General features: G+C 44.7%; 18 protein-coding genes. 5 read left to right on the forward strand and 13 right to left on the reverse strand.

Features of this window, described 5'->3' with window-relative positions; genetic code table 11:
• Positions 1 to 394: 394 nt before the first annotated feature.
• Both QUA33_RS24555 and QUA33_RS24560 read right to left on the reverse strand, forming a co-directional pair.
• The gene (locus tag QUA33_RS24555) at positions 395 to 1,024 is read right to left on the reverse strand and encodes an RloB family protein (protein ID WP_333151945.1); all 630 of its coding nucleotides are present in this window, start codon (positions 1,022 to 1,024) and stop codon (positions 395 to 397) included.
• Entirely contained in the window at positions 1,017 to 2,306 is a 1,290-nt protein-coding gene (locus QUA33_RS24560; protein WP_333151947.1) for an ATP-binding protein, read from the reverse strand. Before QUA33_RS24560 ends, QUA33_RS24555 begins: the two co-directional genes overlap by 8 nt.
• A 99-nt stretch (positions 2,307 to 2,405) precedes the next feature.
• On the opposite strand from QUA33_RS24560, the gene QUA33_RS24565 reads away from it, so the two are divergent.
• Positions 2,406 to 3,692, forward strand: coding sequence for a glycosyltransferase (locus QUA33_RS24565; RefSeq protein WP_333151949.1), 1,287 nt, complete (start codon positions 2,406 to 2,408; stop codon positions 3,690 to 3,692).
• Positions 3,693 to 3,788: 96 nt separating this feature from the next.
• Here the strand turns inward: QUA33_RS24565 and QUA33_RS24570 are convergent, their stop codons facing one another.
• Positions 3,789 to 4,349: a TerD family protein gene (locus tag QUA33_RS24570; protein WP_333151950.1), complete on the reverse strand. Its 561-nt coding sequence runs from the start codon at positions 4,347 to 4,349 to the stop codon at positions 3,789 to 3,791.
• A gap of 233 nt (positions 4,350 to 4,582) precedes the next feature.
• Positions 4,583 to 5,008 (reverse strand): DUF4359 domain-containing protein, encoded by a 426-nt coding sequence (locus QUA33_RS24575; protein ID WP_333151952.1) that lies wholly within the window; start codon positions 5,006 to 5,008, stop codon positions 4,583 to 4,585.
• Positions 5,009 to 5,396: 388 nt separating this feature from the next.
• On the opposite strand from QUA33_RS24575, the gene QUA33_RS24580 reads away from it, so the two are divergent.
• On the forward strand, positions 5,397 to 5,912 hold the full coding sequence (locus QUA33_RS24580) for a hypothetical protein (RefSeq protein ID WP_333151954.1): 516 nt from the start codon (positions 5,397 to 5,399) through the stop codon (positions 5,910 to 5,912).
• Between the two features lie 64 nt (positions 5,913 to 5,976).
• A complete protein-coding gene (locus QUA33_RS24585; protein WP_333151956.1) occupies positions 5,977 to 6,777 on the forward strand; it encodes a DUF3598 family protein in 801 nt (266 codons plus the stop codon).
• Positions 6,778 to 6,801: 24 nt separating this feature from the next.
• On the opposite strand, the gene QUA33_RS24590 is transcribed toward QUA33_RS24585, so the two are convergent.
• A complete protein-coding gene (locus QUA33_RS24590) occupies positions 6,802 to 7,641 on the reverse strand; it encodes an SDR family oxidoreductase (RefSeq protein WP_333151958.1) in 840 nt (279 codons plus the stop codon).
• A 195-nt stretch (positions 7,642 to 7,836) separates the two neighbouring features.
• The gene (locus QUA33_RS24595; RefSeq protein ID WP_333151960.1) at positions 7,837 to 8,802 is read right to left on the reverse strand and encodes a M48 family metallopeptidase; all 966 of its coding nucleotides are present in this window, start codon (positions 8,800 to 8,802) and stop codon (positions 7,837 to 7,839) included.
• A 266-nt stretch (positions 8,803 to 9,068) separates the two neighbouring features.
• Here QUA33_RS24595 and QUA33_RS24600 point away from each other — a divergent pair, with 266 nt between their 5' ends.
• Positions 9,069 to 9,620, forward strand: a complete 552-nt coding sequence (locus QUA33_RS24600; protein WP_333151962.1) for an acireductone dioxygenase — start codon at positions 9,069 to 9,071, stop codon at positions 9,618 to 9,620.
• 71 nt (positions 9,621 to 9,691) lie between these two features.
• Here QUA33_RS24600 and QUA33_RS24605 read toward each other — a convergent pair whose 3' ends face one another.
• Positions 9,692 to 11,311 (reverse strand): NAD(P)/FAD-dependent oxidoreductase, encoded by a 1,620-nt coding sequence (locus QUA33_RS24605; RefSeq protein ID WP_333151963.1) that lies wholly within the window; start codon positions 11,309 to 11,311, stop codon positions 9,692 to 9,694.
• Positions 11,312 to 11,537: 226 nt separating this feature from the next.
• Between QUA33_RS24605 and QUA33_RS24610 the strand changes: the two genes are divergently transcribed.
• Positions 11,538 to 12,143: a chorismate lyase gene (locus QUA33_RS24610; RefSeq protein WP_333072653.1), complete on the forward strand. Its 606-nt coding sequence runs from the start codon at positions 11,538 to 11,540 to the stop codon at positions 12,141 to 12,143.
• A gap of 157 nt (positions 12,144 to 12,300) precedes the next feature.
• Here the strand turns inward: QUA33_RS24610 and QUA33_RS24615 are convergent, their stop codons facing one another.
• From QUA33_RS24615 to QUA33_RS24640, 6 genes are all read right to left on the reverse strand, one after another.
• Positions 12,301 to 13,602 (reverse strand): cytochrome P450, encoded by a 1,302-nt coding sequence (locus QUA33_RS24615; protein ID WP_333151965.1) that lies wholly within the window; start codon positions 13,600 to 13,602, stop codon positions 12,301 to 12,303.
• A gap of 200 nt (positions 13,603 to 13,802) precedes the next feature.
• On the reverse strand, positions 13,803 to 17,240 hold the full coding sequence (locus QUA33_RS24620) for a PAS domain S-box protein (protein WP_333151968.1): 3,438 nt from the start codon (positions 17,238 to 17,240) through the stop codon (positions 13,803 to 13,805).
• A gap of 643 nt (positions 17,241 to 17,883) precedes the next feature.
• Positions 17,884 to 19,917, reverse strand: coding sequence for an ABC transporter ATP-binding protein (locus tag QUA33_RS24625; protein ID WP_333151969.1), 2,034 nt, complete (start codon positions 19,915 to 19,917; stop codon positions 17,884 to 17,886).
• 223 nt (positions 19,918 to 20,140) lie between these two features.
• Positions 20,141 to 20,653, reverse strand: coding sequence for a hypothetical protein (locus QUA33_RS24630; protein ID WP_333151972.1), 513 nt, complete (start codon positions 20,651 to 20,653; stop codon positions 20,141 to 20,143).
• Between the two features lie 330 nt (positions 20,654 to 20,983).
• Complete coding sequence (locus tag QUA33_RS24635) at positions 20,984 to 21,250, reverse strand: hypothetical protein (RefSeq protein WP_333097936.1); 267 nt, start codon at positions 21,248 to 21,250, stop codon at positions 20,984 to 20,986.
• 98 nt (positions 21,251 to 21,348) lie between these two features.
• Positions 21,349 to 21,786: a DUF3574 domain-containing protein gene (locus QUA33_RS24640; RefSeq protein WP_333151974.1), complete on the reverse strand. Its 438-nt coding sequence runs from the start codon at positions 21,784 to 21,786 to the stop codon at positions 21,349 to 21,351.
• Between the last annotated feature and the right edge of the window lie 171 nt (positions 21,787 to 21,957).

Genomic DNA, 21,957 nt, shown 5'->3' on the forward strand with positions numbered 1-21,957 from the left:
GCTGCCTATCTTTTTTTACCACAAGTTGGCTCAATCCTTACTAACTATGGGTTTGGGGCGGGTTGTCACCCCCCCAGCGTAGATATAAGTTTTCTCTCTCGTTATTGCAGTGAAAGTTGCAGGGCTTACGCATGGGGCGGCTAGAAACCCGCTTTCTACAAGTTTGGCGACGAGTCAATCGATTTTAAATTTTAGATTTTAGATTAAAGAATTGAAGCCTTGACCCCACGGATAAATACGTTCGGCAAGTTTCATCGGATATACGTTTTTTATTTCTGGACGGATGAATCCGCGGGCTTGTATCCTGGATGCTTTCGGTCACGAGAAATATACGAAGAAACCGGGTGTTTGAGGTCTTTTGATAATCAGATGTATCTACTGCCAAAATTCCTCATCAATCAGGAATAAAACTGTTAAGTTCTTCGACTAGCAAATGTACTGTTGTTGAAGGATTGTCTGTTTCAGGATTGGGGCGATCGTATTCCTGTAAAAGTCGTTTTGCGTGTTTAATTGCATCCTGCTGTTTGTCTTTTAGTTCCTCATAAATCGTCTCGCTGTTTTTCTTATACTCGTGTCCCAATAACTTGGTTAGCATATTTTGATAATCCTGGCGAGAAATTCCCGTATTATAAAAATGGAAGTGCAGCAAATACCACAATTCAAAAGCATCATTTGAATAAGCTACGTCAATGCCGTTATTTCTTGCAAGAGTTATGGCTGAATTAAAATTTTGCGAGTCGTTAGGATTTTTAGGGTTTTTATCGCGATCGAACACGCACCAAAATCGGTCTGTTTCGTCGTATTCTAAGCCGTTTTTTAACTCAATAGCTTTTGTTACTAAACTATTCGTATTTCTTCCTTCTCCTCTGATCTCCAGGTTAATTACCTTTGTGTCTACTGGAAAACTTCTAAAATAGTTGGGTTCTGTTTTCTCACCTTCGCACACGATAAAAAACCATCTTCTACTTTTATCTTTTCGATTGGAGTAATCAATATTTCTTCTAGACGAACTTTTTTTACTCATGAAGTTCACCTATTAGTTCTTTAAAATTACCAATAAAAGGGATAGCGCCATACTTGCCGATAATGTAATCGCGCTCGAATGAGGCATCTTTCCCGACTTTATACTCTACCAAAGAGTACAAATCAGTAGCACCCTTGTTATCCTTTTCAGTAAACCATATTTGATCCTTACGAAAAGTTTTGCTGCTGAGCAAGTTTGTGTCGTGTGTCGTGAATATAAGCTGTGCGTTGTGCGGATTAGTCTCGGTAGAATTGAATAAGCAGATTAATTCGCGAGTAATCAGCGGATGCAGTCTGGCATCAAGTTCATCAATTAATAAAATCTTTCCTGTCCTTAAAGTATCCAGAAGAAGGCCTGCTAATGCAAACAGTTTGTTTGTTCCCTCGGATTCGTGCGTTTCGATATCAAATAATTCTATAGCAGTCTGTTTCCCATCAGCATCATATTTCCGGTGAACTGTTTTCACGGTTGGTTTGCTTTCAGAATTAAGATATAAACTACCGCCGTAGGATGTAGCATATAATGCCTTATTATTGGAAATAATAAATACAGGTTGATTTGTGATTTGGATATCAGCAATACCCAAGTCTAATTTTTTGATGAATTCAATAATATCATGCCTGTGGCGATCGTTCTCAAAAGACTCCAAGGTTTCTTTGCGGTATTGTGTATCTTGCAAGCCTGATATCAATTGCAAATTTTTACTAAACCACAGCAATATTTTGCCAGAAATTTTACCATTAAATTGTGCGACTACAGAAAGAAATAAAGCATTACTTCGGGTTTTATCGCTAATGCCGTGTCCCTCGGGGAAATCATCTAATATATAATTATCAAAATCCCGTTCAAAAAGCATTTTTTCTTCACTGTCATCAGCTTGAAATAGCCACTCAGAAACAACTTTCCGCGCATTCACCTCAAAACCGTACCTAAAACTTTTGTCTTCTAGTAGAAAAACGATTTCAAAGAAAGACGGCTCTTTTTCTGTCTCCGTACTTAGCCTGAATGCTTCAATATCGATCGCGTCTGAAATTTGCGTTTCTTTGGATGAGTTGAGGACAAACCATTTAATAAAGTTAAGAGCAGCGATAAGATTGCTTTTGCCACTTGCATTAGCTCCATAAATAGCAGCACTTTTGAGTAAGCTTAACTTATCATTAATTGGGAATAGATTATTTTCGTCCAGCTCTTTGTCTTCCTCAGTAATTGACGAGGCTACCATGCTGAGGGTGACAGTTTCTTTAAAAGATTTGTAGTTGCCGACGCTGAATCCAATCAGCATAACTTGCCTCCGATCGCCTAAATTAGTATAACGTGCAAATTTTGCAATTCTTTCTATGATAACACAACCAGCTACCTCAGCTAACAGGAAGTGCTAACCATGCGAATTCTTCAAATTATCCCCTCCATTTCCCTCATCTACGGCGGGCCGAGTCAAATGGTACTCGGACTTTCTGCGGCCCTCGCGGCAAAAAACATTGATGTGACGATCATCACCACAGATTCTAACGGAGATATCGGTCAACTTCCCTTAGATGTTCCTCTAAATCAACCAATACAGCAAAACGGCTATCAGATTATTTATTTCCGCTGTTATCCCTGGCGCAGATATAAATTTTCATTCTCGTTATTGCAGTGGTTAAATGAAAATGCGCGACAATTTGACCTGGCTCACATTCACGCTCTTTTCTCACCAGTAACTACTTTTGCCGCCACAATTGCTAGATATCACAAGTTGCCATATATTATGCGTCCTTGCGGTATGCTTGACCCTGCCGATTTGCAGAAAAAAAAGCGCTTGAAACAGATTTATGCCACGCTTTTAGAACGCCCTAATTTAGCAGGGGCAGCCGCAATTCATTTCACAAGTAAAGAAGAGGCTAAAATCTCAGAAAGATTTGGTTTGGGTAGCACAGGCAAGATGCCTGTGCCACGGGATTTGGACTCCACAGGCAAGATGCCTGTGCCACGGGATTTGGACTTCACAGGCAAGATGCCTGTGCCACGGGATTTGGACTTCACAGGCAAGATGCCTGTGCCACGAGATTTGGTTATTCCATTGGGGGTGACAGCAGGTTTGTTTCCTAAGAGATTGCGCGAATCTCAAGTGCCAATCATCTTATTTATGTCGCGCATTGAACCTAAAAAAGGGCTTGATTTGCTAATTCCAGCATTAGAAAGTATTTTAGAAGCCGGCATAGAGTTTCACTTTATTTTAGCGGGTTCTAGTCCCCAAAATGCTGATTATGAAACAAAAATTAAAGTGCAAATTCAGAATTCAAGCTTAGCAAAGTACACAACAATAACTGGCTTTGTAAGCGGTGATTTAAAAGTTGAAATTTTGACAAAGGCAGACTTATTTGTATTGCCTTCTTATTACGAAAACTTTGGCATTGCTGTAGCGGAAGCGATGGTCGCCGGTGTACCTGTCGCTATTTCCGATCGCATACATATTGCGGAAGACATACAGCAAGCAGAGGCTGGTTGGGTGGGGCCTTTGGAAGTAGGGGCGATCGCCCATTCAATCAAATCAGCACTTCTGAATCCCGAAGAACGCCAACGGCGGGGATTGAACGGCAAAAAGTATGCCGAAAAGTATTATAACTGGGAGGCGATCGCCCAGCAAACCATCGATGCTTACCAGCAGATTTTGTCGTCTACTAACTAATGCCACAGCGGTTTACCTCCTGTTTCTTCGCCTGCTGCGAGTTTTTGTGTCGCTGCTATCAGAATTTGCAGGTGATATTTTCCGATCGCTACTATTTTAGCTGCAATACTTGTCAACAAAACTCTGCAATCCTGCCTGATATCCTGCTCCTACCGCCTGAAATCTCCACTCTCCATTCTTTCTATACAAGCGACCAAATTCTACAGCAGTCTCTCGCGAAAAATTCTCTTTTAATTCATAACGAACAAGTTCGTTTTCGGTATCCAAATTGTAAATTTTGATAAAAGCATTTTTGATATTGCTAAAATTTGCATTAATTTTTTCTGCTTCGTGAATAGTCACAACAAAAGTTATTTCCTCAATTTCAGGATTAACTCTTTTTAAGATAACGCCGTAAATCGTTTTATTCTCTTGACTTCGGTTGTTTTTATCTCGAATTACTTGCAGTACAGAACTGTCACCGGATTGCAGATTATTGTAAAAGATAAAATATTTATCGTTAGGTATTTTGCCGTCAGCACCTAGCATAAAGGCAGAGACATCAATCTCGTAGCTTTGTCCTGCCTCTGTCACCTGCCAACCCAGGGCGATCGCCATTTTCTTTAAACCGGGCGCTTCTTGAGAGATATTAAATCTTTCACCCTTACTTAATTGCATTGCCATCTGCTTATTTGTTAAACATCAAACTTTATAGCGTTCATGTTAGTATTAAGTGGGACAATAACTTTTATTCTTTAAGAAAACTTAATATTTTGTCTCTAATAGCCGACCTCATTAAAAATATGTGCTACCGCTCTCCGAAGTTATTGAGATTTACTGAAAGAGAATTACGCAAGCAAAAACCGGGCTTTCTACCAAACCCGGTTTCAACAATTGAACTTAATTTGAGTCTAATTTTGAGCATTTTCAGAACTAGGTGGCAGCGTCACAAAATTACCAAAAGCTCCAACCGTTTGATAGCTTTTTTTGCCTAATTCAGTTGTGTAAATACTGACTACACCTAAATTTTGACGCTGCGTTGTATTGTCGAGCAAGCTTTCGATCGTGTCCCGCTGCGAAGTCAGCAAATTCTTGCAACTGCCGATCAAAGTATCTGCAACACCGCTCAAAGCTTTAGGCACGCGAGAATCTTTGCACACAGTGCTTTCCAACTCGGTTTGGAGTACGCCGGAAGCATAAGTTAGGTATTTGTCTCTCCCAGGATTTGTAAATGCCATGCCGGCGGCTAGAAGAGTCAGGGCGATCGCGACTTTTCCCACGTTGCCGAAAAAATTAGAGGTTGGCTTGTTAGTATTCATTGCTTTATCAATAATCATTTTTCACCTAGCCCGGTTGAGTTATAATCTTCTCTTGATTTAAACTACACTTCCTCAGAAACAGATTTCAGAAAGGAGAGGACAGTTTTTAGATTGGAGGCGAGTTGCGAGTAAGTCTCTCACTTGCCCACCTTCCTTTTACCTTCCTAGTTTCCCCAAATCCGCTAAATCTCGAAAATAATCTCGATCGGAGGGCAACTACCAGGGGATTGCCCCTACTAACTGGTTCCTAGGCTCTGCCTGGGAACCGAGATCCAGAGGCTCTGCCTCGCTGTTCTCGGTGAGGCAGAGGCAGAGCCTCTAGATCTGCATCCCCAGGCAGAGCCTGGGGACGAGGAAAAGAAGTAACATAAATTACTGATAAAGTTCAGCCGATGGAGAGGAAAAAATGAACGGAGTAGAGTTCTTTAAGAGGTCACTCGGTAAATGGGAAGGTCGCCGTTGGTACGTTTATGACAATGGGGACAAGGTAGTGCGATACACCCAGTTTAGTAATGAGATGATATCCTCAGAAAAATTCCTATTTCCGGAGGGTATTTCAGTCCACCATAACTTCAAAGTCTGGAATGTTACTGAGAGGAAATTAGAGAATGAGATGGCTACAGTTCTCCATGCTTGTCCAGAGTACATAGTTCGTGAAGTAGGCTACTTAGGGGAGGAGAGTATTGAGTGTCCAATTACCTCTATCGGTAATGATATGTGCCGGATGATTACCAAATATAAAAATGGTTGGACTCATATGGAGTTTTTCCATTTTCTGGGTACTGAAGTAAGAGCGCGGAACATCAGGTATGACGGAATTGATTGTAGTGGCACTTTTCTCGAAAATCGAGTGAATAAATTCCCAGAATTAACCCTCGAAAATTTGGTGAATATTTGCCTAAATGAGGGTAGACGTGAGTGAATCAAGACATCTTTCATAGTAGATTTTGCATTAGAGATAATGCTGCAATCAGGGAATAGCCGATATGATAGATCTAAAAGCACAAAATTGGCAGAATTTATGTACCAACCATTTGCATGATTGGTACGGAATTTGGACAAGATATTCTCCCCAAGGAGAAGTTATTGAGTCGTTTAAAAGCCTGAGAAGCTTTCAGAGCAATCCAGAGCAAACTGAAATTGCTCAAACAAATCGGTACATGTATGCTGACGGCAGAATTCAGGAAGAAAATTGGGAATATAACCAGGAATCTAATAGCTTAGCTGATGGACACTTTCACCCGGCACGCGAGTCGTTAAGAGGAATTTACTTTGAACAGGGGGCGGCAACCTGGGTAACAAAACAATTAAAAAGGGACTCGTATTTGAGATTAGAGTTATTTTTTAGATACGAGAACTTACGACATAGTGTAGGCATCGTTTATGACGCTAACTGGAACTTAATGCGAACAGCGAGTATTCGTGAGGATGCTGCTGGATTTCCTAGTAAATATTGGTCAACTGAACTCGATGTATTGCCTGAAAGAAATTTGAGCGGCAATTGGCAAGGAACCTCTGTTACCATGACCCCTGATTTACAAGTTTCGTCTCCTGTGCCAACTCAGTTGCATTGGCCTTGGGAAGGAAACGAAACTTTCTTTTTACCAGATGGAATTTCTGTGAGCTGTCCTGAAAAAGTCAGTATTGGTACCGACTTTTTCCTTGTAGCCAATTGGCTGGTGACAACTTCTCATCTGCAACAACTGATTGTTAAATATGACGAGGAGGGAGATTTTTCTAGCTTGACGTTGCAACTGTTATACCTAGCAGATGAGTCGGAAAAGTAAAAGCAAGTAACCACAGCTTTTTGCTCAAATCACTATGTTAGGATGAATCAATTGATAACCAATTGCTTTGATTTTCTGATTTCTTACACGCACATTATTGCCACGAATGCTGGATTGTGAAGGGTTCCACAAAACCTGGGGGAGATTGTAGAAATTGCACACTTGGTTCGACAGCTCTCCTATGGTAATCTTCTGATCGTCAACCAAATTGTAGATACCTTGACATCGTTTTTCTCGCATAAACTCCACCGCTGAAACAATGTCGTCGAGGTGAACCCAATTCGTAAAGTTTTTACCCGTTCCTGAAAGGGATGTGCCAGCAACAGACCGAAAGCGCTTTTCCATGTCACGACCTGGCCCGTAAATTCCCCCCAAGCGCAGAATACAAACTCTGACATTTTCACGATTAGCCTGTAACAAAATCTGCTCTGTCTCAGATAGAATATTCCCGTGTAAGCTGATGGGAGCTACAAGGGACTCTTCATCAACCCAATCCCCATTTTGGTTACCGTAGACGGAGCAACTACTCAGGTAAATAACCTGCTTGCTCGTAGTAGCACCTGCCAAGGATGCGATCAGATTTCTCGCCGTGGGAAGATAGGTTTCGGCGTAAGTTTCTCCACTGACTTGGCGGTCACTGATCGGTGCAACGCTGACAAGAATAGTGTCCTGATTTTGCACCAAGGACTGTACAGCAGCAGCGTCATTCCCTTTCATCACTACCACCCGCGCCGCTACTTCCTCAAGCTCTACTACACGTTCCTTGCTTGTGGTAGTTACTGTAACAACATGATCTGGTTTTGGATGCCAATATTTAGCCAGAGCAGTCCCAACATAGCCACAACCGATAATCGTAAGCTTCATAAGGCATAGTGTCAGTAATTTTTTGTTTTAATTTTATGAGGATTTCGCTGTTCTCGGTGAGGCAGAGGCAGAGCCTCTAGATCTGCATCCCCAAGCTCTGCCTGGGGACGAGGATTGCGAGGATTAACTGGTTCCTAGGCTCTGCCTGGGAACCGAGATCCAGAGGCTCTGCCTCGCTGTTGCCTGGGACCAGGATTAGTGCCGCGATTTACGTCTCGCGTCGATTTCCCGCTGCAACTCTTCAATCTGACGCCGCAACGCCTCTGCTTCGCTGGCAGATGCCTGAGACTTCACATCAACCGCACCCTCAGCTACAGCCCGCTTGTAGTTCCCCAGCTTAATTTGGCGGTATTCTTCGGAACTGGCCCAGTCTCGCAAATACCGCAGGCGTTCCACCGGGAAAGGGTGACTCAGCATCACGCCCTGGCCGCCGTTGTAGAGTAAAAACTTATACACTTGGTTGAGATTGTCTCGATCGAGCTCTTGATAGTTGTCAGACTGGCGGATAAATTCTTGCAAACTGCATTGATCGGCATATTTACTGCTAACCCCCGCCAGTTGCATCATCGTCTTCATCACGCTGTTCAAGTCATCCGTTACCAACAAAGCCGCCCGGTCTGCCGACAATTCAGCCTTGCGCCGCCACTCGTAAAAAGCGTAAATTAAACCGCTGCCGACCATATTTCCCAGCCCAAAAGTCATCTCGCCAATTGTCGATGCGACGCTCATCGCCCACATCGCCATTTGATTTAAAGTTGGATGGCCGCATTTAATGTGTCCCAACTCGTGAGCCAAGACTACCCGAAGTTCCGCCTCGTCCAACAAGTCTAAAAGGCCAGTGTTTAATACTACATAAGGCTGGTTTTTTCCCAGGGCATCGCTGTTAACCGAGGGATTCTGAGAAACAAACAAACCCGGTTCTGGAAAAATATCTAAAGCCTGCACGCACTCCCGAAATATATGATAAATGCTTGCATATTGGCGGGGCCCGACTTGAATGCTATTTCCCATGAGGTAAACGAATTGCGGTCGTTCGTAGACAAATTCTACAAATTTGCTGGCAATTAAGTCAAATCCAGGCACGCTTCGCAGCGCTTCCTCAGCTTGGCGATCGAGCGGATGCTGAAATGCTTCGCTAGAAATTCCCGTATAAGTAGGCATGGTTGTTGCAAAAATTACAGTTAAGATATCAGTATTGCCGATCGCTGCGGGTGCTAGCTGGTGGCTGACTTATTAATCTTATCGCGACAAATCTGGAACTATTGTAGAACAGGCATCTTGCCTGTTCAAATCATTAAACTATTGTGGAACAGGCACCTTGCCTGTTCAAATTAGCGTTAAAATTGTGAATCTGGTACAGGCGCGATCGACAAACATCTTTCACAGTGCCTGTGTATCGCCTCACCCAAAAATTGGAACGTGCAAAAATGGCTATCCTGCGACTCGAAAACGGTACAACCTACACTCAACAAAGCGACATTACCCGAGAACTCGCTTCCTTAAACATTCAACTCAACCGCTGGCCCGTGGGTGATAGCGCTGAAATTCAAAATTTGTTAGCGAAAGATGCTCTTGACGACAATCAAAAAGAGCAAGTGCTGCAAGCCCTCGACGGCTACTTTCAACAGTTGTCGGAAAGTGCAGGCTATCAGGATCGGGACTTAATCGTACTGCACCCAGACATTCCCAACCTCGACACCATGCTGTCCAAATTCAACAAGTGCCACATCCACGCCGATGATGAAGTCCGCTATATCGTAGCAGGCGAGGGCATTTTCGGTTTCGTGCGGCCCGACTGCAGCCAAGTCGAACTCACTGTGCAGCCGGAAGAATTTATCAACGTGCCGGCGAATACAGAACACTGGTTTTATTTGACAGCAGCCCAGAAAATTAAAGCGGTGCGCTATTTTACTACCAAAGAAGGCTGGACGCCGGAGTATACCGATACGGAAATTCGATCGCGTTTAGCTGCTGTTTGAACAGAGTTGACGGTTGACAGTTGACGGTTGACGGCAATCTTCAAATCGTCTAAAAATCCTCAAATCCAGCCTCAAATTTTGTGGTTTGAAGATTGCAAAATACTCAAAGCAACCGCCTCTGCCACCTTAATCCCATCAATCCCCGCCGACAGAATTCCACCCGCATATCCTGCACCTTCCCCAGCAGGATAAAGACCTTCTGTATTCAAACTCTGATAGTCTTCCCTGCGTTTAATCCGAATTGGTGAAGAAGTGCGCGTTTCCACCCCAGTCAAAACCGCATCATCCATCGCAAATCCTTTAATCTGTTTGTCAAAAGCCGGAAGTGCTTCGCGGATAGCTGCGATCGCATAATCGGGCAAACTTTCGCTCAAATCAGTCATCACAACTCCCGGCGTATAAGACGGCTGCACACTGCCTAGCGCCGTGGAATGGCGATTCGCCAAAAAATCCCCCACAAGCTGCCCAGGGGCGTTGTAAGTGCCACCTCCTAACTCAAATGCCCGTTCTTCTAGGCGACGTTGAAACTCAATTCCGGCTAAGGGATGACCCGGATAATCCTCTGGCGTGATACCCACCACAATCCCGCTGTTAGCATTGCGTTCGTTGCGAGAATATTGACTCATTCCGTTAGTGACAAGTCGCCCCGGTTCCGACGCGGCGGCCACTACCAAACCACCGGGACACATACAGAAACTGTACACAGAACGATTATTTTGGCAGTGGTGAACCAGTTTGTAATCGGCGGCGCCCAAAAGCTTATGGCCCGCCCGATCGCCAAAACGACAGCGATCGATAATAGTCTGCGGATGTTCCACCCGAAAACCAATGGAAAAAGGTTTTGCCTCGATGTAAACCCCGCGCGAAAACAACATTTCAAAAGTATCGCGGGCGCTGTGTCCCACCGCCAGAACTATATAATTACTAGCAATATATTCTCCGCTGGCGAGGGTAAGTCCCTGCACTTTTCCATTTTCGATGTGGATATCTTCTACACGACTTTGAAACCTAATTTCCCCGCCTAATGATTCAATTTGGGCGCGTAGACTTTGGACAATTCCCACCAGTTTGAACGTGCCAATATGCGGTTTATTAATATATAAAATTTCCGGTGAAGCTCCTGCATTCACAAGTTCCGTCAACACCTTCCGCCCATAATGCTGAGGATCTTTAACTTGGCTGTAGAGTTTGCCATCGGAAAAAGTACCCGCACCACCTTCGCCAAACTGAGCGTTAGATTCTGGGTTGAATTCTGCTTTTTTCTTCCAAAATCCAAAGGTGTCAACCGTGCGATCGCGCACTGCTTTTCCGCGTTCTAAAAGGATGGGGCGAAACCCCATTTGTGCCAGCATGAGACCTGCAAACATACCGCACGGCCCTGTACCAATCACAATGGGGCGAATCGTCAAATTGCTGGGGGCTTTGGCTACATAGCGATAACTCGTGTCTGGCGTCAGCATCACATGAGGATCTTTTTTGAAGCGTTGGAGAAGTTGCTTTTCCTGTGTCGTCTCTACATCCACAATATAGACAAGGAGGATTTCTGCTTTTTTACGAGCATCGTAGCTGCGCTTGAAGATGGAATAGCTGAGCAATTCTTCGGGGGGAATTTGCAGCTTTTTGACTATGGCACTGGCGATCGCATCTTCAGGATGATCGAGGGGGAGTTTTATTTCGGTTATTCGTAACATATAGTGGAAGGAAGTTCGGCAACGGATTATATAACGGATGTAACGGATGTAACGGATGTCAGGAAGAAGAAGGAAGAAGGAAGAATAAAAATCCCGAACAGAAGTATTATAACTATTTAACCGGACATCCTATGGGCGCTCGTCCTCGGTCGATCAATTTTTGGTTTTTGAGCGGATAATTGAAGAAGCGTTATAATAAACAAAAAATTAAGTTTTGTAAAGACCCTTGACTGCAACATTTACACCCAAAAACAGCCGCACCTGGCACGCTCTCAACCCCCTGTGGCAAGGAGCAGAAGACGCAGTACAGAAGGGTTTGCCCCACACCAAGCTCGCACCGGCGTGGCAAATACTGCTCCTGGGCGACGGTTCCCCTACCCGTCACCTGCAACTGCTGACAGGGGAACCCACAGAAGTTGATGTCATCGATATGTCTTTAGTGGGTGAAGACGCAGACGGCGCGCCCCAGCAAATTGTCGCGGTTCCGGGGCCGCGCCTGCGCCGACAAGTGTGGCTGCGAACTGCTTCTGGACAGCGTTTAGCCTATGCGACTTCTTGGTGGGAAGCGAGCCACGTAGACGAATATTTACAAAATAAATCTTTGCCAATTTGGGCTAGTTTAGCGAGACTGCGGACAGAATTGTATCGCGATGTGCAGGGCATTTATTGCGGTAATTCGGCTGCTTTGGAATCAGCGTTTGAAGAGTCGGGGCCTTTTTGGGGGCGACACTATTTGTTTTGGCATCACGGGAAGCCATTGACTCTGATTTATGAGGTTTTTTCTCCTTATTTAACTAAGTATTTGGGGCCGATGCAATTGGATGTTGATTGAGGCTGAGATCTTGCACCATTATCAATCAGGCTTTCAGGGCGGGCTATAAGCCCAACCCCTACTCCCCACAATAAAATTCATCTCTCGCTTCACAGGCATCTTGCCTGTTCTGAAGAAGAAGACGAAAATCAGGAGGGTGTATAACTGAAGCTTCTACTTATTTCATTGTTGTTCGACGAAATTTTACTCGCAAACCGTCGCGGGGATGCGGAGTCGGTACTGCGATCAAATGCAAATCTTGATCTGGTAAAAGCTCCCATTCAAACTCCCGAACAATCTTTGCCGCAAACAACTTCATCTCTAACCGGGCAAATTCTTTGCCCAAACATTCCCGCAAACCTCCACCAAATGGCACGTAACTGAACGGTTTTGCCGATCGCTCGGAGTTAAATCGATCGGGGTCGAAGCGATCGGGTTCAGGATAAAGTTGACTATCCTGATGGGTTTGATTAATCTGAGAAAGTACAGTCCAACCCTTTGGAATTTCATAGCCGCCGAACTCACAAGCATTAATGACTGTCCGAAAAATACCTCCCACTGGTGGAACTAAACGCAGCACTTCTTGCAGCACCTGTTCTAAATAGGTCATTTGTTTGAGTTGTTCCAAGGTTAGGGGTTCCGTAGCGGGGAACTGCTGCTGTTCGGTGCGGACTTTTGCCATCACATCGGGATGTTGGGCTAGGAGAAGACAAAAAGAGGCGATCGCCGAAGTTAAAGTTTCGTGTCCCGCAAACAGCAGCAACAGCACTTGATCTTTTAACTCATCCAAACTCAAACTATTTCCCTCGTCATCGCGAGCAGAAATCAGCAAACTCAAAGCATCATTGCCACTAGCGGTTCCTTGTTGTCTGTCTCGAATAATATTTTCAAGTTCTGCCAACAGCAGCTTGCGGCACTTTTTCGCCTTGCCAAACTGAGTCCAAGGCACATCTAAAGGAATCGAAAATAAACCATTGCCCCAAGTTTCAAAATTATGTCCTAGCGCCGTTTCCGAACCATTATCAATCCCTACTAACAACTTAGCCGCCACATCAAAAGTATAATTTCTCAGTTCAGGATACCAAGTCAGGGTTTCCATTTTTTCCCATTTTTCCAAATAGCGCTGAGTGATATCTTCTATCCCGCCGATGTAGCCAGCCAGCGCTCGCGGCTGAAACGCTTGGTACAGCAACTTGCGCCGATTTTGGTGGTTAGCACCCGTTTGTAATGCCAAGGAAAGGGAGCCTAAAAGCGCTCTCGTGCTGGGAGGCCAAGTCACAACAAAATATCGGTTGTCATTGCTTAAAACAAACAAATTAGCCTCTTGGCCACGCATAAACACGGTAGGCTGTCCGAAAAGGCTGGTTTTGAAAAGGGGCCCGTACTGCTGGTGGCGTTTTTTGGCGAATTGGGAATCTTGCAAAAAGTTGATAGTATCGCCAATTAGGGGTAAACCGAAACTGCCGGGAGGTAATGCCATTTGAGATTTGAGATTTGAGATTTGAGATTTTTAATATCATATCAATTTTAGTTGGAGGGTGGGCAATAGGCCCCACACAAATTTATGATAAAATAACTTTTCTCTAGTTGTAGCCTTTAGGGTGCGTCAGTCTTATGGTTAGTACAAAAAAATCGGGTTTTCCAACTGACGATTTTTAGTATTTTTGCCGAAAAACCAATTTAAATTTCGGCCCTTTTAATTGGAATCTCGATTATAAATTCAGTGCCTTTCCCCACCACCGATAAACACTTAATTTCACCTTTATGTTTTTCGACAATAATTGAATGCGAAATCGCTAAACCCATTCCCGTTCCTGAACCGATGCGTTTGGTAGTATAGAAGGGGTCAAATATCCGTTGCTTGACTCGATCGGAGATACCTGCACCGTTATCAGCAATTCTAATCACAGCGAGAGTACCTTCTACCTCTGTACGAATGCGGATAATTCCCGGATTTTCGAGCTTTTCTTGTAACACGTCAATAGCGTTAGCGATAATATTCATAAACACCTGATTCAAGAGTCCGGCGTAGCACTCCACCCGTGGCAGTTGTCCGTATTCTTTAATGACTTGAATTGCTGGGCGATGAGACTCCGTACCCCCTACGCTATCGGGCTGAAATTTCAGACGGTGTTCTAAAATCATCAATGTGCTGTCGATGCCTTCGTGAATGTTAACCTTTTTCATGTCAGATTCATCGAGGCGAGAGAAATTCCGCAAACTACGCACGATATCCCGGATGCGAGTAGCTCCCACCTGCATAGAAGACAGCATTTTCGGCAAGTCGTCTAGCACAGAATCCAGCTCTAAAACTTCTATTTCCTCCTGAATCGCTGGAGAAGGTTCCGGGTATTCATCTCGATACATTTGCAGCAGTTTCATCAGGTTTCTAGTGTATTCTTCTGTGTAGGTAAGATTGCCGAAAATAAAGCTGACTGGGTTATTGATTTCGTGGGCTATTCCTGCTACCATCTGACCGAGACTAGACATTTTTTCTGCCTGCACGAGTTGAGTTTGAGCTTGCTGGAGTTCGCACAGAGTTACTTCGAGTTTTGCAGCTTGTTCTTGTGCTATCCGAGCTGAATCGACGCTTTTAGTGTAAAGTTCAGATTGACTGATGGCGATCGCCAATTGATCGCCAATTGCCTCCATTAACTCCACTTCCTCTTTTGTCCACTTGCGAACCTCCCTGCAAGAAACGCAGCTAACAACACCAGTTAAACCTCCGGCACTTTTAATCGGCAAATCCAAAACAGACTTGCAACCAACCTGCAAAAAGAATTCTTTTTCTACTGGATCGCTGAAAGTTGCAACATCATCTATTTGATAAACTTCCAACTTAGCGATTTTTTGCGGCAGCGTACCCCTTATGTCAGCAGGGTAATAACCCAAAAGCGAGAATAAATCATCATTTTTTGATTCGTGGACGACATCCCAAGCAGGTGGCGAAGCGTCGGGCAAATACCAGATAAACACACAGCGATCGACTTGCAGCAAGTCGCGAATTTGCTGCACAGTTGTTGCTAAAATAGTACCTAAATCCAGAGATTCGCGGATATTGCTAGCTAGCTGGTTCAGCAGCGCTTCCTGCTCTGCTAATTTGCGGAATCTCGCTTCCGACTTTTGCAACTGTCTTTGAGATTCTTTTTGTTTTGTAACGTCCAAACCCAAACCGATTAAGCCGATCGCGTTTCCAAAATCATCTTTGACCTTAGTTTTAATTGTCTCCAAATAATGTTTTTTACCATCAGCAAGCTGCATCGCTTCTTCAGCATAACAGGGAATATCTTGGCTCCACGCTTGCGCGTCAGATTCCATGCACATAGCAGATGCTTCTAATCCCAAAACTTCGGAATAGTGAGATGCTGCTAAAAATCTTGATTCAGGTATAGCCACATCTTCGCAGAAAGTTTTGTTAATTAATAACATCCGCCCGCTAGCATTTGTCAGCCATACCCAGATCGGAGCGTTGTCAATAATTGCCCTCAAAGTTTGCTGTTGTCTGGCGAGAGCTTCTTCTGTTTGTTTGCGCTTAATTCCCAGGGCGATCGTATCGGCACTTGACGCCAAAGCAATCACCATTGATTCGTTCAACTCCTGGCGAGCAAACATCGCGATTACTCCCAGCAACTGATTGTCAACAATTAGCGGATATCCAGCAAAAGCCACCATTCCTTCTCGTGAGGCCCATTTTTTGTCCTGGATTCGGGGATCTTCTTGCACACGATTAGTGATGTGAGGTTGTCGCTCCAGGGCGATTAAACCAATCTTGAACTCGCCGACAGCAATGCGGCTGTGAGCGCCGTCAATATGAGTATATATCCCCGCGCTTGCTTGCAGTTGCAATACATTTCCGTCTTCATTCAATGTCCAAATCCGAGCAAAGGCAACATCCAAATGGCGCACAACTGCATCGGCGCAATATTGCAAAGTTGTACGCAAACCCTGGTTTTGAGTTAGAACAATTCCCACATCTGCTGTGAATAAAGAAAGTTTCAATTGTTCTGCTAAAGCTTGTTCTGCTATTTTGCGCTCTGTAATGTCCGTAGCAGCACCGAGACGCTGCTTAATTTTTCCCTCCTCTGTTCTGCTAAATACAATATTCCGGCTGACTAACCAGTGCCAACAATTATGTTTGTCGCGCACCCGATATTCGTACTCAATAACTTCGCCGTCGGGAGCATTTTCTAATTGCTGAAAATATCCGGGAAATTTAGCTAAGTCGTCAGGGTGGATGATGGTGGGCAGTAGATTGCTGCCCATGTTTTCAACTTCTTCGGCGGTATAGCCGAGGATGTCACTGATTTCGCGGTTGCTGTAGACATTTCGCTGCTCGCTTTCATCGTAAACAAAGAGAAGATTCGGACTGGTATTGGCAATTCGCTCAACAAAATGCTGACTCTCTTGCAGCGCTGCTTCTGCTTGTTTTTGAGCGGTAATGTCGCGGCCGACACCATACATCAATTCTTCCTCCCAGAAACGGCTACCAGTCCAGGCTATCCACTTGTAAGAACCGTTCCGACAGCGCCAGCGGTTTTCAAACCCAACGGTATTATTCCCCGCAGCAAGACTTTCAGCTTCTTTTAAAGTAGCTTCGCGATCGTCTGGATGCACGAATTCGAGGAAGAGTTTGCCAATCATTTCTCCTGGGGAATAGCCGAGTATTTTTTCTGCTGCTGGGTTGATCAGTGTTACATAACCGTCAAAACTAAGGACGCACAGCAGATCTAGCGAGAGGCTAAAAAAGCGATCGCCCGCGTTAGGTGGGCTGGAGGGGCGATCGTTTTGGGCTACGACAGCAGAGGCGTTTGAGCCGGCCGATACCGCTAAAAAGATAATATTTGCAATTGCCAAAAATCCCAGGGCGAGTTGGCTATCGTAGAAATTATCACCGCTGTTAGCTACGAGCCACCCGTTTAAGAGAAGCAGTACAATTATCAAAATTGAGAATACACTGCCAGGGGCGATCGTCGCTAGGCGCATTTTTTTTTCATACTGCTTTCTAGATTCTGCTTTTTGTATTGTGGTGACTGCTGCCGTAATTTTTGTCCACAACACTTGCAGCAATTTCACCAATTTAGTGCTTTTGAATTCTTCTAGTTGAACTGAATGTTTCATTCTTTTAATCTAGAGTTACTTTGAGTTGTGCTGATTTAAAAATTACAATAAAGATGTTTAAATATTATAAATATTCCCTATGTGGCGAGCTCTCGTATTCGATAATTACGTAAATTTACGCAATACGAGGCGATAATTAAGTGTATTTACGGAAGTAGCAACCAATCTCTTTTTAGCTTGGGTACCCATTTTATAATTTTTCCGACTCATCGAGAGAGTTTACTTATAATACTACGCGACATATTGTTGTTAGTCATTGGACATTTGGCCTAATTTAGCTAGTTCTGGACTCAGAAACTCGCACTCCTGGGTGCATAACCTAATTATGTAGGCGGAGCCTGAAGCTGATTACTGTGTTAGAGTAGCGTGTTATACCCCACTTTGTGCGTCTAGAAATAACAGGGTTTGATGTAGGAAAATACTGCGTGGAGCGTCCTGGCTGTGGGTTGAAAAACCCGGAATGTTAGTCAAGTTCAAGCAGGTACAATTTGACCATAAATTATGAAGTTAAAATCAAGGTAAACTGCTAATTTGTGAAAATAAAATGAAAAAAAACTTCGTAGCAGTTTTTCGTAGCCCGATATGTTCGCGCGTAATGGCTAATTAGTAATTGGTAATTGATACCAGTTTAAAAGCCTAAAGCTCAAACGTGTTTCGATTCATCTGCAGGCGATGGGGGCCAAGCAGCTTGGCGACCTAGTTGCTGTTGCCGAATTCGCTCCAAATTCCCTGCTGGAATAGAAGCTATGAGTTGCCGCGTGTAAGCTTGCTGCGGTTGGCGGTAAATGCGTTCAGCAGTGCCAATTTCCTCGATTTTACCTTTGTTCATGACGATCGCGCGATCGCTCATAAACTTAACCACGCTCAAATCGTGAGAAATAAAAATATAAGTCAGTCCAAACTCTGTTTGCAACTCCTTCAGCAAATTTAAAACTTGCGCCTGCACCGAGACATCTAATGCTGAAACCGACTCATCGCAAATAATAAACTTAGGATTCAAAGCCAAAGCTCTAGCAATACAAATTCGCTGCCGCTGCCCACCGGAAAACTCGTGAGGGTAGCGCCGCATAAAATCGGGATTTAAACCCACTCTATCCAACAAATAAGCCGCGCGCTCGCGCTGTTCTTTCTGGTTCTTACCAAAGCGGTGAATCACCATCGGTTCCATGACGGCATCCCCAACATTTAGGCGCGGATCGAGAGAACTAAAAGGGTCTTGAAAAATAATTTGCAGATCGCGCCGCAGCCACCGCAATTTGCGATCGTACTCTTTTTTCATCCGATAATTACCCATCCACTGCGATGCCGAACTACTTTTGGCAGGAGGCGTAATTTCTTGACCTTCAAAAAACACTTTACCGCTGGCTATCGGAATTAATTGCAGCAAAGCTCTCGCCAAAGTAGATTTGCCGCAGCCAGACTCGCCTACCAAACCCAAAGTCTCGCCCGGATAAACCTCAAAAGAAATATCGTTTACCGCCATAAATAAGCGTTTGGTTTCGCCAAACATTCCCTGCACCGGAAAACCGACTCGCAAGTTATTAACCGCTAGCAAAGGGCCAGAAATATGCGGCAGCCGAGGCGGTTTTCCATTTGCAAAAGCAGGATTTCCCCCGCTGCTGTCGCCGTCTAAATCGGCATTTTTCTCGACAATTACTAATTCGCCGCTAGCATTTGTGGTGACATCCATAAAATCGGAAACTGTCGGCAAGCGGCGCCTTTGCCGATCGAGAGTTGGGCGGCAAGCTAATAAACCTTTTGTATAAGGATGTTGGGGGTTGCTGAAAATTTGTTCGATCGCACCGCACTCAACAATCTTGCCTCGGTACATCACCGCCACCGTATCGCCAATTTCAGCAATGACGCCCAAATCGTGGGTAATAAAAATCATTGCCATGCCTCTAGAGTCCCGCAACTCCCGCAGCAAAGCTAAGATTGTTGCCTGCACGGTTACATCCAAAGCCGTTGTCGGTTCATCAGCAATTAATAAAGTTGGATTGCAAGAAATGGCCATTGCAATCATCACGCGCTGGATTTGACCGCCTGAGAGTTCGTGGGGATAGCGATCGAGCATAGCTTGTTTTTGCCCGTTGACGAGCTGCATCAAATCGCGATCGTCCTCCATAACTGCTTGATTCCCCGCAGCAGTCCGGGAGTGCTCTTGCCGCAAAGCCAAACACCGCTGCCTGATCTCATCGTCGCCCGGTAGCAGCTTCACTTCTTGCAGCAGAGAAGCAGCTTGGCGCCGCGCTTCTGTCTGCGACACCTGTTGGTGCAAACAAATGGCTTCTGTGAGTTGAAATCCGATCGTATAAACGGGATTTAGCGAACTCATCGGCTCTTGAAAAATCGTCGCAATCTGGCTGCCCCGGTATGTTTGTTTTTCCCTGTCCGGCATTTCCAGCAGATTCACAGGCCCATTGCTAGCGCCGTCTTTTGTCGGAGAAAACCAAATTTCGCCGTCGATTTTCGTTGACGAACTCGACAGCAAACCCATAACAGCGAGGGATGTTACCGATTTTCCCGAGCCCGACTCTCCCACGATGCCCAGAGTTTGCCCTCGCTTAACCTCAAACGAAATGCCGTCAACCGCTTTGACGGTTGCAGACGCATCGCCTGCGTCCGCAGATTGAAATTGAACCCGCAGGTTGCGAACTTCTAGGACGGTTTCACTCATGGAGGTCTATGGCAGTTAAATGGAGATTAAGTGGATTGTAGCAGGGCCTGCTGAAGGCAGAAGGCAGTAGGAAGATTTTAAGATGGCTTTGCATAACAGATGGCGAAAGCTAACATTCTTCGCAACGCTTCGCCGTGGATGAGTTTTGAATTTTAAATGGTTTATAACTTAAAACTCAAAACTCAGAACTACTGGAGTGCCTTCTGCCTGCGAGTAATTTTCCTCAAAAACCAATGATTTGAGTGTCAGCAGGCAGTACAGTGGCCTCGGAGACCTTTTTAAACACGGTTGCCTGTTCGTTTAAGGAATTAGGTCTCGCCTGTCCGGGATTAGTGCCTTGCAACTGAAGGCGCATTTGACCTTCGGGAGTCAACTCAAAAACAGTCTCAACAGTTTCTGTGCTGCTGAGACCGACATCAAGGTGCATCGGTTTTTCACCGAGATTAACTTTGTACCTCATTTCTTTGGCGCGGGCGGCTCCGTCGGGGCCTTTAGCCATGAGAAACAATTTGCCTTCTGGGGCAAAGACGAAGGTGAAAGACTGACCGGAGGGGACTGTGCCTTGCCATTGACCTAGGAGTTGCTGGTCGATGCTGCTAGCGGCCGGGGCTGCTGTTTCTTGGGCAATTATTGGTGCTGCTGCGGATGCGGGGCCGTGTGAAGCGGTGAAGCTGGCGAGGATGCCGAAGCAAAGGCCACCTGCGATCGCTTTACCAATCATTTTTGAATTAGACATGAGACCGATCTAAAAATTGGTTATTTGTTTTGTACACTGTAGCGGTAAAACCGTACTTTGTTTAGTTTAAATTTCTTTTAGGCATAGATATAAGTTGAGGTTCGCACCTGCAACGCCGCTGTCATCCCCGGACTAAAGCTTTTCCTGAGCTTGTTGAAGGGTCACGGGGCTTTCAGTTTTTTTTCTTGTAAAATCCCCTACAAATCCGGCTAAAGCTGCACAGTTCGCTGTTCTGAGTTGATTGTTTTTAACTCAAAACAGCTAACTGACTATTGCGTTCGATCGCACCCTCAGATAGTTTGTCAAATCGAGCGCATTAATAGTCTTTCATTAATTTTTTTCAGGATCGGGTTCGACTTGTTCTGTCGGAGATTCCGGCGCGGGTTGCTGTGGATTTCGCGATCGTTTCATTCGCTCCAATGCCTCTGCGTAAGACCAAGCCACGCTCACAAGAAAAGCTTTCGCCATGCCGGACAAATTTTGTGACTCCTGGGTTTCAGGCGCTTCAGCTTTTTGGTTGCCGTCGTTCATCATGTTTTTGTTTTCTCCCGGGCAGGTTTTTCTAGCGATTTTTTGCAGTTGGCGATCGATACCCACAACTTATGAATTTTCTTGCACCGCACCCTAATTATCTTTGAGGATATGACCTTGATTACCACGGATAATATCATAAATACGCTGATTGGATGACCACATCAGAAAGAAACCTTAACTTCGCTGGTTGCCCGCAGCACAGACTCTTGCAGGAAAGTGCGCTTGTAAGTTTCGATAATTTCATTAATAGCTTGATTTTTTTCAGGACTACTTTCATAAATTAAAATAACTATTTTAGAGTTTTCTCTAATCAGAATACCCGCTCTGTTGAGAAACTGCCCGGAGCCGTCTAATACGGTTAGCCCTTCCCGAAAGCGAGGGGTAATAACTGCCGTGACAAACTCCTGCCATTCTGATTCAGAAATTGTCTCGCCTCCCGGTTTTGTTAAGCCAAAATAGAGTTCATCTTTGAGGAGATTTGTTTGCTGGGCATTAGTATCCGAAGTTTCGGGAAGTTGAGCGCGGGCAATTGTTGCCGGAGAAACAGGCAGGATGAACAGCAGGCCGGTCAAGCAAAGACTGTTAAAATGTTTATTCATCAGGAATTACGTGGAACTTCTATATTGTGGGCCGTTGTTTCTAGCGTGCTTTTGAAAGGATGATTGAGAATACTGCAATATCTCAGTTTTAACCCTGGGGGGGTGACAACCCACCCCAAACCCATAGCTAGTAAGGATTGAGGCAACTTGTGGTAAAAAAAGATAGGCAGC

It is taken from the genome of Microcoleus sp. Pol14D4, from assembly GCF_036701245.1.
Lineage (GTDB): Bacteria > Cyanobacteriota > Cyanobacteriia > Cyanobacteriales > Microcoleaceae > Microcoleus.

Coding starts and splice junctions, on each gene's coding strand:
- QUA33_RS24555 (WP_333151945.1), bottom strand. CDS start 1,024: ATGAGTAAAAAAAGTTCGTCTAGAAGAAATATTGATTACTCCAATCGA.
- QUA33_RS24560 (WP_333151947.1), bottom strand. CDS start 2,306: ATGCTGATTGGATTCAGCGTCGGCAACTACAAATCTTTTAAAGAAACT.
- QUA33_RS24565 (WP_333151949.1), top strand. CDS start 2,406: ATGCGAATTCTTCAAATTATCCCCTCCATTTCCCTCATCTACGGCGGG.
- QUA33_RS24570 (WP_333151950.1), bottom strand. CDS start 4,349: ATGCAATTAAGTAAGGGTGAAAGATTTAATATCTCTCAAGAAGCGCCC.
- QUA33_RS24575 (WP_333151952.1), bottom strand. CDS start 5,008: ATGATTATTGATAAAGCAATGAATACTAACAAGCCAACCTCTAATTTT.
- QUA33_RS24580 (WP_333151954.1), top strand. CDS start 5,397: ATGAACGGAGTAGAGTTCTTTAAGAGGTCACTCGGTAAATGGGAAGGT.
- QUA33_RS24585 (WP_333151956.1), top strand. CDS start 5,977: ATGATAGATCTAAAAGCACAAAATTGGCAGAATTTATGTACCAACCAT.
- QUA33_RS24590 (WP_333151958.1), bottom strand. CDS start 7,641: ATGAAGCTTACGATTATCGGTTGTGGCTATGTTGGGACTGCTCTGGCT.
- QUA33_RS24595 (WP_333151960.1), bottom strand. CDS start 8,802: ATGCCTACTTATACGGGAATTTCTAGCGAAGCATTTCAGCATCCGCTC.
- QUA33_RS24600 (WP_333151962.1), top strand. CDS start 9,069: ATGGCTATCCTGCGACTCGAAAACGGTACAACCTACACTCAACAAAGC.
- QUA33_RS24605 (WP_333151963.1), bottom strand. CDS start 11,311: ATGTTACGAATAACCGAAATAAAACTCCCCCTCGATCATCCTGAAGAT.
- QUA33_RS24615 (WP_333151965.1), bottom strand. CDS start 13,602: ATGGCATTACCTCCCGGCAGTTTCGGTTTACCCCTAATTGGCGATACT.
- QUA33_RS24620 (WP_333151968.1), bottom strand. CDS start 17,240: ATGAAACATTCAGTTCAACTAGAAGAATTCAAAAGCACTAAATTGGTG.
- QUA33_RS24625 (WP_333151969.1), bottom strand. CDS start 19,917: ATGAGTGAAACCGTCCTAGAAGTTCGCAACCTGCGGGTTCAATTTCAA.
- QUA33_RS24630 (WP_333151972.1), bottom strand. CDS start 20,653: ATGTCTAATTCAAAAATGATTGGTAAAGCGATCGCAGGTGGCCTTTGC.
- QUA33_RS24640 (WP_333151974.1), bottom strand. CDS start 21,786: ATGAATAAACATTTTAACAGTCTTTGCTTGACCGGCCTGCTGTTCATC.